General features: G+C 63.8%; 16 protein-coding genes. 9 read left to right on the forward strand and 7 right to left on the reverse strand.

The features are described 5' to 3' along the window. Positions 1–73 precede the first annotated feature (73 nt). A complete protein-coding gene (locus ACSFDB_RS08990) occupies positions 74–607 on the reverse strand; it encodes a DUF8159 domain-containing protein (protein WP_440770658.1) in 534 nt (177 codons plus the stop codon). 322 nt (positions 608–929) lie between these two features. Further along, positions 930–1,841, reverse strand: coding sequence for a cell division ATPase MinD (gene minD, locus ACSFDB_RS08995; RefSeq protein WP_440770659.1), 912 nt, complete (start codon positions 1,839–1,841; stop codon positions 930–932). 194 nt (positions 1,842–2,035) lie between these two features. Here minD and prf1 point away from each other — a divergent pair, with 194 nt between their 5' ends. Beyond that, a complete protein-coding gene (prf1, locus tag ACSFDB_RS09000; RefSeq protein WP_440770660.1) occupies positions 2,036–3,295 on the forward strand; it encodes a peptide chain release factor aRF-1 in 1,260 nt (419 codons plus the stop codon). Positions 3,296–3,473: 178 nt separating this feature from the next. Here the strand turns inward: prf1 and ACSFDB_RS09005 are convergent, their stop codons facing one another. Further along, the gene (locus tag ACSFDB_RS09005) at positions 3,474–3,725 is read right to left on the reverse strand and encodes a DUF8593 domain-containing protein (RefSeq protein ID WP_440770661.1); all 252 of its coding nucleotides are present in this window, start codon (positions 3,723–3,725) and stop codon (positions 3,474–3,476) included. Positions 3,726–4,002: 277 nt separating this feature from the next. On the opposite strand from ACSFDB_RS09005, the gene ACSFDB_RS09010 reads away from it, so the two are divergent. Beyond that, complete coding sequence (locus ACSFDB_RS09010; protein WP_440770662.1) at positions 4,003–4,752, forward strand: TraB/GumN family protein; 750 nt, start codon at positions 4,003–4,005, stop codon at positions 4,750–4,752. 74 nt (positions 4,753–4,826) lie between these two features. Here ACSFDB_RS09010 and ACSFDB_RS09015 read toward each other — a convergent pair whose 3' ends face one another. The 3 genes from ACSFDB_RS09015 to ACSFDB_RS09025 all read right to left on the reverse strand — a co-directional run bounded on the left by ACSFDB_RS09015 (position 4,827) and on the right by ACSFDB_RS09025 (position 6,733). Beyond that, entirely contained in the window at positions 4,827–5,144 is a 318-nt protein-coding gene (locus ACSFDB_RS09015) for a HalOD1 output domain-containing protein (protein ID WP_440770663.1), read from the reverse strand. Between the two features lie 193 nt (positions 5,145–5,337). Continuing rightward, positions 5,338–5,688, reverse strand: a complete 351-nt coding sequence (locus ACSFDB_RS09020; RefSeq protein ID WP_440771099.1) for a DUF7577 domain-containing protein — start codon at positions 5,686–5,688, stop codon at positions 5,338–5,340. Between the two features lie 157 nt (positions 5,689–5,845). Next, positions 5,846–6,733, reverse strand: a complete 888-nt coding sequence (locus ACSFDB_RS09025; protein WP_440770664.1) for an acyltransferase — start codon at positions 6,731–6,733, stop codon at positions 5,846–5,848. A 198-nt stretch (positions 6,734–6,931) separates the two neighbouring features. On the opposite strand from ACSFDB_RS09025, the gene ACSFDB_RS09030 reads away from it, so the two are divergent. From ACSFDB_RS09030 to ACSFDB_RS09060, 7 genes are all read left to right on the forward strand, one after another. Further along, positions 6,932–8,056: an MGH1-like glycoside hydrolase domain-containing protein gene (locus ACSFDB_RS09030; RefSeq protein WP_440770665.1), complete on the forward strand. Its 1,125-nt coding sequence runs from the start codon at positions 6,932–6,934 to the stop codon at positions 8,054–8,056. A gap of 217 nt (positions 8,057–8,273) precedes the next feature. Beyond that, complete coding sequence (locus ACSFDB_RS09035; protein WP_440770666.1) at positions 8,274–8,414, forward strand: hypothetical protein; 141 nt, start codon at positions 8,274–8,276, stop codon at positions 8,412–8,414. A gap of 4 nt (positions 8,415–8,418) precedes the next feature. Continuing rightward, complete coding sequence (locus ACSFDB_RS09040) at positions 8,419–9,402, forward strand: YeiH family protein (RefSeq protein WP_440770667.1); 984 nt, start codon at positions 8,419–8,421, stop codon at positions 9,400–9,402. Positions 9,403–9,875: 473 nt separating this feature from the next. After that, positions 9,876–10,826 carry a PstS family phosphate ABC transporter substrate-binding protein gene (locus ACSFDB_RS09045; protein WP_440770668.1) on the forward strand — a complete coding sequence of 317 codons (951 nt, stop codon included), beginning with the start codon at positions 9,876–9,878 and terminating at the stop codon, positions 10,824–10,826. A gap of 8 nt (positions 10,827–10,834) precedes the next feature. Then, on the forward strand, positions 10,835–11,764 hold the full coding sequence (pstC, locus tag ACSFDB_RS09050; RefSeq protein WP_440770669.1) for a phosphate ABC transporter permease subunit PstC: 930 nt from the start codon (positions 10,835–10,837) through the stop codon (positions 11,762–11,764). Then, a complete protein-coding gene (locus ACSFDB_RS09055; protein ID WP_440770670.1) occupies positions 11,764–12,624 on the forward strand; it encodes a PstA family ABC transporter permease in 861 nt (286 codons plus the stop codon). The genes pstC and ACSFDB_RS09055 overlap by 1 nt, the downstream gene beginning before the upstream one ends. Then, positions 12,621–13,466 (forward strand): phosphate ABC transporter ATP-binding protein, encoded by an 846-nt coding sequence (locus ACSFDB_RS09060; protein WP_440770671.1) that lies wholly within the window; start codon positions 12,621–12,623, stop codon positions 13,464–13,466. The genes ACSFDB_RS09055 and ACSFDB_RS09060 overlap by 4 nt, the downstream gene beginning before the upstream one ends. A gap of 12 nt (positions 13,467–13,478) precedes the next feature. Here ACSFDB_RS09060 and ACSFDB_RS09065 read toward each other — a convergent pair whose 3' ends face one another. Next, the gene (locus ACSFDB_RS09065; RefSeq protein ID WP_440770672.1) at positions 13,479–14,906 is read right to left on the reverse strand and encodes a hypothetical protein; all 1,428 of its coding nucleotides are present in this window, start codon (positions 14,904–14,906) and stop codon (positions 13,479–13,481) included. Between the last annotated feature and the right edge of the window lie 149 nt (positions 14,907–15,055).

Consider the following 15,055-nt stretch of genomic DNA (forward strand, 5'->3'; position numbering starts at 1 on the left):
CGCTAGCCGAATCATCGTCCGAAAAAGTCGAGTCGCCGTATCGGGCCGCGTGGACGTTCGCTCGAGCGTTCCGTCACTCGGCCGTCTGTTTGACCTTGTCGTAGAACTCGTCTTTCGAGAGTTCGTTCTGGAGGTAGCTGACGATCCAGTCGACGTTGACGTAGAACGAGGCGACCGTCGTGCCGCTGTGTTCGACGATCCACTCGACGGTCTTGATCTCGGCGATGAACGCCTCGATATCCACGATCGCGTCGTCGTGGTCGTCCGCGAGGGACTTCAGTTCGGCGTACAGTTTCTCGTGGTCGGTGATGTCCGTCTCCACGAGGATCTCGAGCTTGTCGCCTTTCTTGTCGATCGCTTTGACCGAGATCGCGTCGCTGTCGACGTCCAGTTTCTTGCCATCGAACCCGGGCACGTCGTCCGTGTGGGTTCCGTCGGTGTCGTGGTCGCCGTTGTCGTCACCGTTTTCCTTGTCGTTTCCGTTGGGGTCCGGATCGGAGCCGTCGTCATCGTCGTCCGATCCGTCACTTGTTTCGCTGCCGGAACAACCAGCCAGTGCGGTTGCGAGCGCTGCGCCACTGCCGAGGAGGATTTTTCGTCGCTCCATGGTCGAGCCATCGATAACGGATATGATTAGTAATCAGTTCGTTACAGTCTGTGGCGCGTGATGATGGGATCCTACTGACGAGAAACGGTGAGGCGGCGGGAGCGACGCGCTGTCGGCGTCGAATCAGTGATACGCGGCTTCGGATGGCGGTCGTTACTCCGTTCGGTACAGACTAACTGTACGGAATGTCGTGATCTCGAGATAGTCATCGACGCCTGTCTCCTAACAGTCTTCCCGGCGATACGATCGGACAGGAACCCCTTACTGGATGATCGAGACCGGTCGCGAGCGTGAAACCGAGCGAAACGTCCGGATTCCGCACTCAGGTATCCGACTCCGCCTCGGTGATCGCACTCGAGACGTCGTCGTGAGCGGCCTCTCGGCCGCCGGACTCGTCGCCGTCGGTCGTCGAACTCGCGCTCGAGCCGCCGGTGTCGGGATCGGTGTCGTCGGACTGGCTGATACTGTCGGTCGGCTGATCGCCGTCGGGCGTCGCACTCGATTCGTTCGACGTGGTCGGGATCTCGATACCCGCCAGGTCGGCTGCAAGCCGTTTGTAGGCGGTGGCGGCCGGCCCGTCGGGACGGTAGACGACCAGCGGTGTGCCGGCGTAGACGCTCTCACGGGCCCCCGGATCCTCGGGAATCGTGCCGAGCAGAGGCGTCTCCAATCGAGCGGCGATTTCGTCGTAGGAGACGTCGCTCTCGGGCCGGGTTCGCGTGAGGACGAGTCCGGCGACCTTTCCGCCGGCGCGTTCCGTGAGCTCGAGGGTCTTCTTCGAGTCGTGGACGGCCGCGGGCTCGGGCGTCGAGACGAGGATGACCGCGTCGGCCAGCCCGAGCGGGAGGACGGTTTCGTGGCTGACACCCGCGCCGACGTCGAGAAAGACGTAGTCGAACTGGTCTCTGAGCTCCGCGACGACGTCGCTGAGCCCTTCGGGGGAGGTGTCGGCGTACTCGTCGAGGCTGGTACCGCTCGGAACCGCGACGATGTTCTCTGTGATTCGATAGGTGGCGTCGTCGATCGATGCACCATCGGACAACACGTCGTGAAGCGTCGTCGAGTCGGGGGACAGGCTGACGAACCCGGCGAGGTTCGCCATTCCGAGGTCGGCGTCGACGACAGCGACGCGCTCGCCGGCCTCCGCGAGGGCCGTACCGAGGTTCACCGTCGTCGTCGTTTTGCCGACGCCACCTTTCCCGCTCGCAATAGCATAGACCGTCTCGTGAGACATACTCAAGTACTGTGCGGACTGTAGAACGGGAGCACCTTAAATCGTCACGTCAGCACGCGAGTTGTGTCTCGCAGTCGAACGGATACTGACACGCATCCGACTGGAGCTGGCAACCACGTGTTCTCCCGACACGCGGTACCACGTCGACAGGTGTGTCAAAGGATTCTTACCCACAGCACCGTTTTGTACGGACAATGAGCCAGGAGGGCGAGCAGGAGCAATCCGACCGGAAAAAATACGAGTTCCGGAAGGTTATCGAGGATCTCAAGGACTTCGACGGCTCCGGGACACAGCTCGTAACGATCTACGTGCCCGACGATAGACAGATCAGTGACGTCGTCCAGCACGTCACCCAGGAGCACAGCGAGGCGGCCAACATCAAGTCCAAGCAGACCCGGACAGCCGTCCAGGACGCGCTGACGAGTATCAAGGATCGACTCCGGTACTACGATACCTTCCCCCCGGAGAACGGACTCGTCCTGTTCTCCGGTGCGGTCGACTCCAGCGGCGGCCGAACCGAGATGGTCACCAGAGTCCTCGAGAGCCCGCCACAGCCCGTCGAGTCCTTCCGCTATCACTGCGACTCGGACTTCCTGACGGAGCCCCTCGAGAACATGCTCGCGGACAAGGGCCTCTACGGCCTGATCGTCCTCGACCGACGCGAGGCGAACGTCGGCTGGCTGAAGGGCAAACGCATCGAGCCCGTCAAGTCCGCCTCCTCGCTGGTCCCCGGCAAGCAGCGAAAGGGTGGCCAGTCCGCCCAGCGTTTCGCTCGGCTGCGCCTCGAGGCCATCGACAACTTCTACCAGGAGGTCGCCGGGATGGCAAACGACCTGTTCGTCGCCAAGCGCCACGAACTCGACGGCATCCTCGTCGGCGGTCCCTCGCCCACCAAAGACGAGTTCTTAGACGGCGACTACCTCCACCACGAGATCCAGGACAAGGTCTTGGGGAAGTTCGACGTCGCCTACACCGACGAGTCCGGCCTGAAGGATCTGGTCGACAACGCCGAGGAGGCGCTGGCCGACGCCGAGGTGATGAAGGACAAACAGCAGATGGAGGAGTTCTTCAAGCAACTCAACGCGGGCGACCTCGCGACTTACGGCTTCGAGCAGACCCGACGAAATCTCGTGATGGGGGCCGTCGATCGGCTCCTGATCAGCGAGGACCTCCGGAAGGACGTCATCACCTACGACTGCGGCGAGTGTGGCAACACCGACCGCCAAGTCGTCGACCGACGGAAGAACACGCCGTCACACAGCTGCACCGACTGCGGCGCCGACGTCGAGGCGTCCGAGGACGACCGCGAGGACGCCATCGACCACCTCATCGAGATCGCCGAACAGCGCGGTACCGAGACCAAGTTCATCTCGACGGACTTCGAGAAGGGCGAACAGCTCTACAACGCCTTCGGCGGCTTCGCCGGCATCCTGCGGTACAGTACGGGCGTCTGAACGCAGCCGTCATCTCCTGGCTGGCGATTCCGCGATTCGACCGTCGAGTACGAGTAATTCTCCGCGATCACTCCTCGAGCCGATTCGCGAGCACCTCTCAGACGGACTGTTGTACGTCAGTTACGGAACGACAGCGATCCACCGCCGGTTGCTCGGCAAATCGGTACAGCAGACCGCCTCAGTGGGTGAGCGTGCCCCGAAGGTAGACCGCGTCGTCGGTGATCGATTCGATACTGCCCTCGTCGAGCGGGTGGGCGTCCTCGCTCTTCGTCGCCCAGCCGAGTTTCGCTTTGATGATCACCATGATGCTCGGATCGGGTTCGACGTAGCCGCGGTTGTCGTGGACGTCTACGAGTCGGCCGACTTCGGTCCCGTCTGCGTTCAGTACTCGTTTTCCCTCGTCGGCTTTGGTGAGCGTCTCCTCGGTCATTGGTGAGCCGGCGGTCCGTCCACGCGCCGAACCGATTCGAAGCTGGGCAGTTCGTCGTGGATCGACGGGTCGGTTCGGACCGGGTACCGACCACTGGGACGGGCGAGCAATAAACCGGCAAAATCGTTCCCATAGACCATCCAACAGTTACGGTCGAACACACCACTTTCACGCGAGTATGCGCCCCATACCCCCGAAAACGCCAGTCTAAAGGGGACGACAGGAGTCGACGACAACAGAAGGGTTATGCCGGTAGTCACGTATTACCAGTCGATCAATGGACGAATCTCCCTCCTTCGCCGCGTCGTTCGACGACCCCCGGATCACCGCCCAGTTCTGTCGGCGGGTGGCCGGGTCGTCGGGTAACTGTCTCCTCCTCGGCGTCGTCCACGACCACCCCGCAAGCATCGCTCGCGTCGAGCGCGTCCTCGAGTCCGTCGCACCCGACACGCTCGCTCTCGAGTTACCGACGGCCGCCCTTCCCCTCTACCGCGCCTACGCTCGCGACGGCTCGGACGACGCGCCGCCGCGGTTCGGCGGCGAAATGAGCGCGGCGATCCGCGCCGCGCCGGACGCCGACGTCGTCGGCATCGACGCGCCGAACTGGTCGTTCCTGCGCCAGCTCGTGACGCGGCTGATCGCCGACCGCGTTTCGACGTCGACGGCCAAACGCGTCATCTCGAGTCTCGGCGGCGCGACGCGAGAGGCGCTGACCTGCCGGGTCGCCGCGTCGCTGACCCACGCGACGTCGATGACCGTCACCTGCGACGATCCGATCGAGTACGACTGCGATCACGACGATCCGCCGGAACGCCAGGCCGACCACGAGCGCTCGCACGTCGCCGGCGTGCAGGCGCTGCTCAACAGCGTCCAGACCGACGACAGCGCGCTCGCTTACCGCGACGAGACCCGTGAACGGTGTATGATCGACCGCCTCGAGGAGCTTCGATCGACCACCGATGGCGACGTCGTCGCCGTCGTCGGCGTGGACCACCTCGAGCGACTCGCGGACGAACTCGAAAACTGATCGCGGCCGCGGCTCCCTCGGCGATCATCACGATCTCTGCTGCCTACGAGTGCGAAAAGTCGAATCGACGAACGCTACCGTCGGACGGGCGGTTCGATCAGAATTTCGCCATCGCTGTCGACCGTGACGGAGTGACCGCGAACGGAAAACGAGAGCGTGCCGCCGTGTCGCGGGCGGCCGTCGTGGCGCGGTCGAAAGAGGGCGTCGAGCGCGTCCGGATCGACGCTGTCGTAGAGCGAGAGTCGGCTGTCGGTGACGTCGACGTCGAGACAGTCGGAGAGCGCGTGAACGACTGTCGTACTGAGCGTCGCCGGACCGGACGGGTCGTGCATCGCGCGATACACCGGTGGAGAGCGAGACTGCGAGACGTGCGGGGAGTTCTGTCTGTACATACCTGTTCGTCGTCGCGTCACTCTCTGCGTTCAGAGACTAAAAGCGTAATCGTTCATTACCAGCTGAACGTAGTGGATCCGATCTGAAACCGGTTCCTATTGAATATACTCTCTCGAATAGTGACCGTTCGTACGTCAGCTGCCGGCGAATCGAAGCAGTGCCGTCCGAACGCGACGACTAACCCCGACGGCCTCATCGCCGAAGCGTCGAGATGCAGTTCCAGCAGTAGGTGAACGTCTGATCGGCCTCGTTGCGCGCGCCGCAGTGTGGACACCGAATCGTCTCGCCGTCGAACTCGAGTTCCTGTCTCTCCTCGAACTCCTCGGGGTCGTCGACGTCGTCCGCCGCGGTGGGGTAGCGGTCGGGGCCGGGCGAACTGTGGGGACTCGCGCGGTCGGGGTCGGCAAACGACGGCGATCCGGTGCCCTCGCTGGGTGTGCTGGCGTTCTCGCCGTCCTCCCCCTTCACATACACGTAGTACAGTAGCAGGTGTAAGAGGGTGAACAGCACCACGTAGCCGATGAGCCAGCCCCAGAGCTCCATCGGCATGTCATAGGTTCTCAAGGCACTTGGATATTCCCTGCATCACCGAAGGGAGAGAGTCGTGCTGGGACGACTATACCGTTCGTTGGTGGATACAAAACGATGCCACCAGGAGGTGACAGGAGGACCGTTTGTAGTCGGCAAACGCTGATCCCGATTAGAGATCGCGGCCGAACTCGTCGAAGACCTCGAGATCGTCGGGGAGATCGTACTCGATACGTCGCTGTTCCTGTCGGTTGACGCCGGCGTCCTCGATGGGGACCGCGGCGTCCTCCCAGCCCGGTTTGATCTTGACGCTCTTGGCCGGCATGCCGATGGCGATGTGGTGGGCGGGAACGTCGTGCTGGACGATGGCGCGCGCGCCGACGATGGCGTTCTCGCCGACTTTGCAGCCCGCGCGGATCATCGCGTCGTACGTGAGTCGGACATCGTCCTCGACCACCGTGTGATAGTTACGAACCGCGGTCTGGTCGACGACGTCGTGATCGTGGCTGTAGACGTGAACGCCGTCCGAAACCGAGACGCGGTCGCCGATGGTGAGTTTCCCGCGGTCGTCGAGGTGGACGTCGTCGTGGACGACGGTGTTGTCCCCGATCGTAATGTTGTGGCCGTACGTGAACGAGATCCCCTTGAAGAACCGGCAGTCGTCACCGCACTCCTCGAAGAGGTGGTTCGCGAGCATTCGACGGAACCGCAGCGCGAACTCGACGTTGTCCGCGATCGGCAGGCTGTCGAACTGCCGCCAGAGCCACTGGAGGTGTTTCGACCGACGGAATCGCTCTTCGTCCTTCTCGGCGTAGTACTCGCTCTCGAGGGTGGTGTTACAGGGGTCGTAGCTCTGCAGGCGGACGCGCTCGGCCGGCGAGACCGACTCGCCGGCCTGCCAGCGTTCGTAGGCCTCGCGATCCCCCGAGAGGTCGATCAGGACGTCCTCGACGACGGCGCAGGTGTCCTCGTCGCTCGACAGCCGTTGGTCGACCTCGTCGATGAACTCCCGCATTCCCGTCTCCGCCTCGTCGGGAAGCGAGACGTACCGCTTTGTCATACCCCGAGGTATTGCTCGCCGTGTTGATAGGGGATTCGGTTGCGGGAACGGCTTGCCGACGCGTGTTGATGGCCGAGCGGACGCCGCTTTCGGCCGGTACGTACCGTGACCGACACCGCTCACGGCGGGAACTGAACTCCCGGGTCGGCGTCCTGTACAGCCGGACGGCACTTCCGAACGCGTGTCCTTTGACGGATCATGGAGACCGTTCGGACCGGCCGGTACTACGCTCGAGAACTCCACCGACGGCTCGCCCACTACGTCGAGAAGCGCCGATACGGGTTTCGGGATCACGGGTCGCTCGAGCGCGCGGCCGAGACGATCCTCGCGACCCGGGCCGAGCGAGGGTTCGAGGCCGGCGGCCACTTCCGTGGCGTCTGGCCACGAGACCTCGCGTTCAGCGCGCGCGGGCTCTCCGCGGCGGGATACGAGGAGGCCGTCGCCGAAACCGGACGGTGGCTCGTCGACCAGCTCTCCGACAGCTCGGTATTCTACACCGACTTTCACGATCGGTTCCACGCGGCGTCGCCGGCGGAGGGCGTCGACACCTTTCCCGCGCTCGTCTTGCTGCTCGCGGAGTGTGGCTGCCTTCGCGAGCACGCCGACGCCGTCGCCGACCTCGCAGCCGTCCACCGCAAGCGGTTCGTCACCGGTGGACTCGTCGTCGGGTCGGGAAGCTCCTGGTGGGATTCGGTCGCCGGCCCCAGGGAGGCGTACAACACCGCAATGTTGCTCGCCGCAGTCGAGCGACTCGAGGAGCGATCCATCGAGACGGCGTTTACGGGCGAGTCGGACGCCATCCGAGCGGCGCTGTACTCGCAGCTCTGGAACGGCCGCTATTTCGACGAACGCCGTGGCGCGGCTCACGGCTCCGGCGACCGGCGTAACCGCGACGACGATCGGTCGGTCCTCGCCTGCGACGCCAACGTCGTCCCGCTCTATCTCGGCGTCGTCGACGACGACCGCGCGGCCGCGATCGTCTCCTCGCTCGACCGCCTCGAGACGCCCTTCGGGCTCGTGATGCGCGCCGAGCCGTTCTCGCACGCGGCGGTCCACCCCTTCTTTCTCCTCCATCGGGATTACCACTACCACGTCTGGCCCTGGAACAGCCTCATGTACGCGGTCGGGCTCCGCCGGTACGGCTACGACGACCGCGCTCGACGGGAAATCGAGCGCGTCGAGGCGCTGCTCGAGCCCTACGGGAACTTCCTGGAGGTCTGTACGCTCGAGGGCGAGCCCTACGTCAAGCGCGGCTACGCGAGCGCCGAGGATTTCACCGTCGCTGCCGCGCTGTGGACGGAGTATCACTCGGAGAGCGACTGAGACGCCGCCGGTCCGTTCGCTACCGGGTTCGACGCTGGACCGAATAGCCTCGAGCCCGAACTCACCCCTTGCAACTAAAAATCGTCGCGCTGTTGGGTGCCTGTCAGCCGTTCTCACCAGCGTTCGAGGATCTGCGTCATAGATTGTGGAAATACTTGTTCCTATCTTCGACGAGATAGACAACCGTTAACTGCGACGGCCCGTGCAGGTCGAATACATGTCGAGCGATGACCGTCGGTCGTCCGTCGACTCGCTTACAGCGCGCTGGTGGACACTCGAGCGCGACTGGAAAAGTGTCGTCGTCGGTGGCGTGATCGTCGCGCTGATCGGCGCACTCGAGCTACAGGTCCCCTGGTGACGAAATGGCCGTGCGACGACTCCTTCCGGGACTGTTTGCGCTCTGTCTGGGCGCGCTGGTGGCGCGAACGCTCGCGACGGCGCTGGGCGTCAACCACCTGCTCCTCGCGATCGCGCTCGGTGTTCTCGCGGCGAACGTCGTCGGTATTCCCGCGCGACTCGAGGCGGGAATCGCGACGCACAACCTGTGGCTCGGTGCCGGCATCGTTCTCATGGGGGCGTCGATCTCGATCGAAACCGTCCTCGAGGTCGGTGCGCCCGTCCTCGTCCTGTTGCTCGCCGCGGTCGGGGGCTCGCTCGTCGCCGTCGAACTGCTCGCACGGAACGTCTTCGGGCTGTCCGAACGGCTCGGTTCGCTGCTCGCGGCCGGTGCGAGCATCTGCGGCGTCTCGGCGGTCGTCGGAGTTGCCGGTGCGATCCGCGCCCAGGAGGAACAGATCGCGTACGCGGCGGGGACGGTGTTGCTGTTCGACGCGGTCACGATCGTCGTCTATCCGTTCCTGGGCGATCTGTTGGGGCTGTCCGGAACGGTGTTCGGGATCTGGGCCGGTATCAGTATGTTCTCGACGGGTCCGGTCGTCGCCGTCGGTTTCGCACACTCCGACCTAGCGGGGCAGTGGGCGACGGTGACGAAGCTCTCGCGAAACGCGTTGATCGGCGTCGTCGTTCTGGCGTACGCGAGTTACTACGCTCGTCGCGGCGGCGGCGGTCGCCCGTCCCTCCGAACGCTCTGGGACGAGTTTCCGAAGTTCGTCCTCGGCTTTCTCGCGCTGGCGCTCGTCGCGAGTGCGGGCGTTCTCTCGTCGGCACAACAGGCCTCGATCGAGAACGCCTACCACTGGCTGTTTATGCTCGCGTTCGTCGGCCTCGGAACCGAGATTCGACTCGCCGATCTCCGGAACACCGGCATGACTCCCGCTCTCGTCGTTCTGCTCGCGTTGATCGCCACCAGTTCTCTCTCGCTTGCGGTGTTGCTGATACTGTTCTAACGGGGCGATCGACGGCTGTTCGGAACGACTACGAGGTGGCAAACCGGTGTCGTGCGAGGGACGGACTCCCGTCTCGGGCGACGACCGGTGATCGTTATCCTGTGACTCCAGAACTAGTTCTATCGTGTCGAAGGTACCGGGAATATTTGCCACACCAGCTGTATCGAGCCGACGATGGCGAGAGCGATGACTCACCGAACCTCCGGCTACCGTTCGCCGATCACTTCCTCGAGGAGTCATTCGTGCATCGGTTGGATCTCTGCACGATGCCCCACAACTCGGCAGATAACACGCCTATACTCCCTATTTGCTGTTCGAGGTAAGCGGTGATTTCGATTGTGTGAGTTGCACACCCACGATATCGAGAGCTTTGCCGGCTTCGCGAGATGATCCGAAGAATTGCTGGCTAACGAGGGCATACAAGACCCTAGTGGCTAGGCGGAGTAACTGTGGAACATTCACGTCGTTCTGTATTGCAACTCGCAGGGGCAGGCTCGGTGGCGTCGCTCGCTGGCTGTACGTCGGTCTTCGACGGGGGCGATACCGTCCGTATCTCCGGCGGGGTCGGGCCACTACCGATGGTCGAAGTGTGGGCGGACATCTACGGGGACGAAACGGACACGTCGTTCGATATCTCCGGCGGCGGGACCGGTGTCGGGGTCTCAGACGTTTTCAACGATCAGGTCGACATCGCGATGATGGGGCGCGAGCCCGAAGAGGAAGAGGTCGACCAGGGACTGTTCGCCGTCCCGATGCTCATCGACACCGTCGTCGGGACGGTCAACGTCGACAACCCGGTCATCGACGAACTGCAGGAGAACGGGCTCAGCCGAGCGGATATGGAGGCCATCTTCACCAAGGAGGTGGATAACTGGGGCGAGGTCGTCGACGCCGACGTCGACGAAGAGATCACCGTCTACGGTCGCTCCGATGCGTCAGCCGCGTACAAGCAGTGGGGCGATTTCCTCGGCGGCGAAGACGACGCCTACACCGAAAACGAACTCGAGAACCTTTCGGACGGAAACCACAACGGCGACCAGCAGGTCGCCGAGGCCATCGCCGGCAACGAGAACGCGATCTCGCTGAACAACATCAACTACGTCTACGACCTCGAGAGCGGCGAACTCGAGGGCGACGTCCGTCCGATCCCGCTGGACCGCGACGGCGACGGGGAGCTCTCCGAGGAGGAGGACTTCTACGAGACCCGCGACGAGTTCCTCGCCGCCGTCGAAGCGGGACAGTATCCGGCACCGCCGGCCCGTGAGATGTTCCTCGCGTCGAACGGCGACTTCGACGAGGACGCCCGCGAGTTCGTCGAGTGGGTCCTCTCGGACGGACAGGAGTACGTTCGAGACAACGGCTACGTCCCGCTCGAGGACGACAGGCTCGAAGAGGCACAAGACGACCTGGACGAGGGGCCGTAAGCTAAACCATGGCGGAGACGACGGAATCACGCAGCGACGGTCGCCTCGGTCGACGGCTCCTCACGGAGCGACTGAGTAGCCACTGGCTCCGGGGTGCGGGATACTTTGCTATCGGACTGTTCGCCCTGATCGTCCTGACGCTGCTCTACCAGTCGCTGCCGTTGCTCTCGGAGTACTCGCTGGTTCAGATGCTGACGTCGTCGAACTGGGACCCCGCACAGAACGAGTTCGGCTTCCTGCCGGCGATCGTCGGCACGATATACGTGACCGTCTTCACGATGGTCATGGGAACGCCGATCGCGATCCTCGCAGCGATCTACATCGCCGAATACGCGGAGGGACGGGCGAAGACGCTCGTCTCGTCGTTCATCGATGTCCTCGCGGCGATCCCCAGCGTCATCTTCGGACTGGTCGCACTGATCGTGGTCGTCCCCTTCGTCGGCGACTACCTCGCACCGACCGTCGGCTCGAACGCGACCGGACTCGGCATCTTCACCGTCAGTCTCGTGATGGCAATCGTCGTCACGCCGTTTATGATCTCACTGTCGGTCGAGTCGCTCGAGGCGCTGCCGGACGAACTCCGGGAGTCCTCGCTTGGCGTCGGCGCGACGCAGTGGGAGACGATCAGAATCGTCCTGCTGCGGGCCGCGGGTCCCGGTATCTTCTCGGCCATCCTGTTGGGTTTCGGCCGGGTCTTCGGTGCGACCATCGTTCCGGCGATGCTCATCGGCGGGCAGACCCAGTTGCCGAGTTCGCCGTTTGCGACGGGCCAGACGCTCCCGACGCTGATCGTCAACGACTTCGGTGAGCTGATGTCGCTGCCGCTCACCCAGTCGGCACTGATCTTCGTCGGTCTCATGCTGGTTATCGTCGTCTGGCTGTTCAACTTCGGCGCAATGCTTCTCCGGCAACGACTCCAACAGAGGTGGCAGTTCTAATGGATCGCTACACCGAACAACGGCTCTTCAGTGCGCTCGCCCGCGGAGCCGCCGCACTCGTCGTCGCCGTGATGATACTGGTCGTCGCCGTGACGATCTTCAGGGGCGGCCGCGTCCTCCTCACGGATCCGGCGATCGCGATCACGCCGCCGGGCTCTCGATACATGCTCGAGGGTGACGGCGGATTCCTCCACGCGGTCCTCGGGAGCATCTTCATCGTCGGCCCGGCGACGGTCGTCTCGGCGGTGCTCGCCGTTTCGACGGCGATGTATCTTCAGAGCGACTACTCGAGCGAGCGCTTTTCGGACGCGGTGAACATGTTCCTGAACGTGCTCTGGGGGACGCCACCGATCGTCTACGGGGTGTTCGTCCTGACGGTGATCATCGCGATCGGCGCCCGAACGAGCCTGTTCTTCGGGATCATCGCCATCGCGATCTTCCAGTACCCAATCATGACCCGGTACACGGACGAGGCGTTGCGATCTGCACCGGACGCCGTCCGGGAAACGACGTACGGGCTCGGTGCGACGCGGTTCGAGACCGCACTCATGACCGTCCGTGCGGCACTACCGGGCGTCATCGCCGGGATCATCATGGGCTTCGCCCGTGGCATCGGCGACGCCGCGACGGTGCTGTTCACCGCCGGTCGCAGTACGAACATGCCGGGCGGCCCATTCCAGGGGGCGACGACGCTGCCGGTTCTCATCTTCGATCAGGCGATGTCGTTCAACGCCGAGGTTCGGTCGCACGCCTACGCGGCGTCGTTCGTGCTCATCGTCGCCGTGTTGGGCCTGATCATCGTCTCGAAACTGCTCGCCGGGCGATACGCACGGTACGCCCCGGGAGGTCGCCACTCATGACCACGAACGCTGCACTCACCACGGAGAACCTCGCCGTAACGTACGTCGGAGACCGCGAAGTAGACGCGCTAAAGGGCGTCTCTCTCGAGTTTCCGATGAACCAGCTGACGGCCATCATCGGCCCCTCGGGCTGTGGGAAATCGACGCTGTTGAAGTCGCTGAACCGGCTTCACGAGATCCAGCCCCACGCCGAGGTCTCCGGTGACGTGTACCTGGGCGAACAGTCGGTCTACAACACCGACGATCCGGTACCGGAGATCCGCAAACGGATCGGCTACGTGCCACAGACGCCGACGGCGTTGCCGCTGTCGATCTACGAGAACGTCGCCTACGGGGTGAAGATCCACGGCGAGTACGACTCCAAGGAGGAACTCGACGACCTCGTCGAGACCTACTTGCGGAAAGTGAACCTCTGGGAGGAGGTCGAGGACCGCCTCGATACCCCCGGAGCGGAGTTATCGACCGGCCAGATCCAGCGGCTCTGTCTCGCTCGCTCGCTGGCCGTCGAGCCGGATGTCCTCCTCTGTGACGAGGTTACCTCCGCACTCGACCCCATCTCGGCCGAGTCGGTCGAGGAGACCCTCGAGTCGCTCAAGGAGGAGTACACGATCATCATGGTCACTCACAGTATGGACCAGGCCAAACGGCTCGCCGACGAGGTCGTCTTCCTCTATCTCGGCGAACTCGTCGAGGCGAACGACACCCGATCGTTCTTCGAGAACCCACAACACGAGCGAACACGGGAGTTCGTCAAGGGTCACACCGCCGTCGAGTACACCGAATCCGACGGAAAGTCAACGACGGAATCCGCGACGACAGAATCCGCGACGGCCGACCGATAGCGCGCCCGCTTCTCAGAACGCCGATTTCTCGTCCCACTCGATCGCGTACTCGTCGGCGATATCGCTCGTGATCGAGTCGAACCGATCGAACGACAGCGGCGGCAAGTGGGGATGTCTCTCCTCGATCTCTGTGGGCAGATCGCGGTGGTAGCGAACGTGCGTCTCGATGTCGTATGGGAACTCGTCGGTGTCGACCCCGACGAAACCGTAGTCCTTCCGCGCGTTCGCAAGGACCTCCAGCCAGCGATCCGTCGAGGCCAGCCCGGCCGACTCGACGCCGTGGCCGAACAGCGTCGCTCGGACCTCGTCGTAGGGGTCGGTGTCGTGGAGGTAGTCCTCCAGAAAGTCGGCATCGGACTCGGTGTTGAACGCGGCCCAGTAGGGGATCGAACCGGTTCGGATGGTCCACCACGGCTCGACTAACGCGAACGACTGGACCAACAGGCGTTCGACCGGCCGATCCCGCTCGGCGTAGCGCTCTCGGTACCAGTCCGCGACGAACGGACTCAGGTCCCGCGGGTCGTCGAACGAGAGCCGACGCAGGTCGTACCCCCGTTCGTCCGCGACTCGCTCGAGGTCCGCCCGAAGCGCCGTCTCGAATCCCCACTCCGCTTCGGGCAGTCGGCCGTCGGTTTCGGGGACGTCCCATTCGCGGATGCCGGCATCCTGTCGCGCGAGGAAGTTTACGACCTTGTCGCTGCCTTCGTAGTACTCTTCGGGGCTGAGACCACCGAGGCCGCCGACCTGAAAGCTGTGACGGTCGCCCAGTTCAATCTTCGGCCAGTCGTACTCGCACTCGAGGGAGATGATCGTCCCGTCCGAAGAGAGCACGGTGTCGATGAAGTCTTCGTAGGCGTCGCCCAGCGTGCGAGATTTCGTCCGGAAGTAGGCCAGCTTCTGGACCATCAGCCGATCCTGGTTCGGATCGTGCATCTGGTGGACGGAGACGTCGGGGTTGTTCTCGAGGAACGGGTCGACGTGCTCGACTCCCCACTGAACGTCCTCGCGGATCGCGTCGGGATCCACGTCCCGTCGAACGGGGACGAGGAACGTCTGGGGCAAGTACGGGACGCCGAGCATGGCTGCCAGATAGACCGCCGCGCCGTTGCTCGAGCCGACGACGACCGCGGGGTAGCCCTTCTCGGGGTACTGGTCGACGACCCACTCCCGAAACGTCTCGACGTCGACGTCGCCGAGGTCGTCGGGCGAGACGCCCTCGTTCGCGCCGCCCCGGGTGTAGATCCCGGTTCGCGCGCTCCGTGGCAGGTGGTTCAACTGCGCCCCGACCGGCGTCAGTTTGGGGTGGATCATCCCGAGTCCCGGGAACTCCTCGCCCCGAAGATACCTGGCCGCGGCCCGGACGAACACCGTCGTCGAATCGAAGTTCGGCAGCGCGGGCGGCGTCGAGCGCTCGCCCGCGAGCAGGCTCGAGATTCTCACGCTGCCGACACCTCGCTCGCTCGTCGACTCGCGTCGGGGCTCGTTGGAGACATGGCTGGTTCAGGTCGCTCTTTCCACGAACGGTCGGATAAGGCTGCAGCCGGCAGGAGACGCCGATTGTCGCCCCGATCGTACAGAACGTATTTGTC

It is taken from the genome of Natronorubrum amylolyticum, assembly GCF_052040145.1.
Taxonomy (GTDB): domain Archaea; phylum Halobacteriota; class Halobacteria; order Halobacteriales; family Natrialbaceae; genus Natronorubrum.

Bases quoted from the DNA above. Each gene is read 5' to 3' on its own strand.
- ACSFDB_RS08990 (WP_440770658.1), bottom strand. From the start codon at position 607: ATGGAGCGACGAAAAATCCTCCTCGGCAGTGGCGCAGCGCTCGCAACC.
- minD (WP_440770659.1), bottom strand. From the start codon at position 1,841: ATGTCTCACGAGACGGTCTATGCTATTGCGAGCGGGAAAGGTGGCGTC.
- prf1 (WP_440770660.1), top strand. From the start codon at position 2,036: ATGAGCCAGGAGGGCGAGCAGGAGCAATCCGACCGGAAAAAATACGAG.
- ACSFDB_RS09005 (WP_440770661.1), bottom strand. From the start codon at position 3,725: ATGACCGAGGAGACGCTCACCAAAGCCGACGAGGGAAAACGAGTACTG.
- ACSFDB_RS09010 (WP_440770662.1), top strand. From the start codon at position 4,003: ATGGACGAATCTCCCTCCTTCGCCGCGTCGTTCGACGACCCCCGGATC.
- ACSFDB_RS09015 (WP_440770663.1), bottom strand. From the start codon at position 5,144: ATGTACAGACAGAACTCCCCGCACGTCTCGCAGTCTCGCTCTCCACCG.
- ACSFDB_RS09020 (WP_440771099.1), bottom strand. From the start codon at position 5,688: ATGGAGCTCTGGGGCTGGCTCATCGGCTACGTGGTGCTGTTCACCCTC.
- ACSFDB_RS09025 (WP_440770664.1), bottom strand. From the start codon at position 6,733: ATGACAAAGCGGTACGTCTCGCTTCCCGACGAGGCGGAGACGGGAATG.
- ACSFDB_RS09030 (WP_440770665.1), top strand. From the start codon at position 6,932: ATGGAGACCGTTCGGACCGGCCGGTACTACGCTCGAGAACTCCACCGA.
- ACSFDB_RS09035 (WP_440770666.1), top strand. From the start codon at position 8,274: ATGTCGAGCGATGACCGTCGGTCGTCCGTCGACTCGCTTACAGCGCGC.
- ACSFDB_RS09040 (WP_440770667.1), top strand. From the start codon at position 8,419: ATGGCCGTGCGACGACTCCTTCCGGGACTGTTTGCGCTCTGTCTGGGC.
- pstC (WP_440770669.1), top strand. From the start codon at position 10,835: ATGGCGGAGACGACGGAATCACGCAGCGACGGTCGCCTCGGTCGACGG.
- ACSFDB_RS09055 (WP_440770670.1), top strand. From the start codon at position 11,764: ATGGATCGCTACACCGAACAACGGCTCTTCAGTGCGCTCGCCCGCGGA.
- ACSFDB_RS09060 (WP_440770671.1), top strand. From the start codon at position 12,621: ATGACCACGAACGCTGCACTCACCACGGAGAACCTCGCCGTAACGTAC.